This is a genomic window from Psychrobacter sp. AOP7-B1-24 (assembly GCF_052376215.1).
Taxonomy (GTDB): Bacteria; Pseudomonadota; Gammaproteobacteria; order Pseudomonadales; family Moraxellaceae; genus Psychrobacter.
The window spans coordinates 1-1,368 of sequence record NZ_JBQSVL010000169.1; the positions used below are offsets into that span (position 1 = coordinate 1).

At 38.3% G+C, this 1,368-nt stretch carries 2 protein-coding genes; both read left to right on the forward strand.

The features are described from left to right. Positions 1–134: 134 nt before the first annotated feature. On the forward strand, positions 135–986 hold the full coding sequence (locus ACT3QP_RS14775) for a hypothetical protein (RefSeq protein WP_444526025.1): 852 nt from the start codon (positions 135–137) through the stop codon (positions 984–986). 40 nt (positions 987–1,026) lie between these two features. Further along, positions 1,027–1,293 (forward strand): hypothetical protein, encoded by a 267-nt coding sequence (locus ACT3QP_RS14780; protein ID WP_444526026.1) that lies wholly within the window; start codon positions 1,027–1,029, stop codon positions 1,291–1,293. Positions 1,294–1,368 lie beyond the last annotated feature (75 nt).

Here is a 1,368-nt window from a genome sequence, read left to right on the forward strand (position 1 = left end):
CCGCGAAACCCTTTTACCCAAGTTAATGTCAGGCGAGCTACGTATTGCAGACGCTGCCGCACTTGTGGATGAAGCTATATAGCTTTTGATAGTAAACGTTTATCCTAAAAATATAACCATTAATGGAACCCAGTATGAAGAAGATTTTACTTAGTTTGGCGCTTAGTTTAGGTGCTGTATCAGTAACTCCAGCAATGGCTGCCGCTCCTGCTTTCTCTGCCAGTCAAATGGCTCAGGTTAAAGTACCTGACTTAAGCTTTAAGCAGGTAATGCGTGCTTTTTATAACGGTCAAATGACCAGAGCTTTTGTTAATGCTGAAGAGGTTGGGTCTTTACCTTATATTGGGCTTGGCTATGAAGAAAATGGTGAACAAACAGTTGCCGTTATGCACCCTATTGTTGACTATCTAAATAGCACAGGTGAACCTCGCTATTTAGTAATTATCGAAAAGCTGGAAATCTATGAAGACAGTGGCAATCTAGTTTCAGGTCATGCGATGGGGGCAGATGCTGACCTATATACCTTTAAACGTCTAAAAGGTGGACAATATCAATTAGTAAGCAAATCTAGCACTGACTTGCAATTATCGGGGAGTTGGGGGCGGATACAGTTAGATGTATCTAGTCTAAAAACTGGCTTACAGCCTATAGGTCAAAATGTTGTTGGTAGTATTTTTTCAAATGGTTACGTATCTACTGGAGTGGTTGAAACTCGGTGGGAAGTATTACATCTACCAGAAGATGATTATATCAATAGTTACCTATTAGGTGATGCAGGCTCGAGCAATGCAGGTAATTACGAAGAAACTTCACCGCTACATTATGACTATGAATCAACTTATCAAGTAATGCCTGATGGCAATAAATATTATCCTATTAAGCTAACGTTCAAAGGCGATAAGCCTACTGACGACTATGAGCGTATTGAGCCTGTGAACTACAGTAAAATTGTGAAGTTTGACCCTGTAAAAAAAGAGTATCAGTAAAATAACTGAGCTTATGTTTTAATTAATTTGGAATTCAAATATGGCCTATTTAAGTAAAATTGAAGATAAAGTAACCATTAAGGCATTGTTACTATATATTCTTATTAGTATATGGGTGCTTGGTCTAATGATATTTTTCAGACTAAACGAATCCTTTGATGTTTATTATGCTGGCTATGGAGACATGCCTGTAGAAGTTCAAAACAACATTTATGATGATCCAATGCCTGTTGAGATAACTAATCACGAGTTAAATGTAGAAGTGACTAATGGTTGGGATAACGCGGTGCCAGTTGAACCTCAGTAAGTCCAGGCTGTTAAGTTGATACTAGTTTAGACAATCATACAAGGATGTAGATTTTGAAACTCACCGAAGACCGGC

What these genes read in the sequence shown, in the direction of transcription:
- ACT3QP_RS14775 (WP_444526025.1), top strand. Translation starts at nt 135, where the DNA reads ATGAAGAAGATTTTACTTAGTTTGGCGCTTAGTTTAGGTGCTGTATCA.
- ACT3QP_RS14780 (WP_444526026.1), top strand. Translation starts at nt 1,027, where the DNA reads ATGGCCTATTTAAGTAAAATTGAAGATAAAGTAACCATTAAGGCATTG.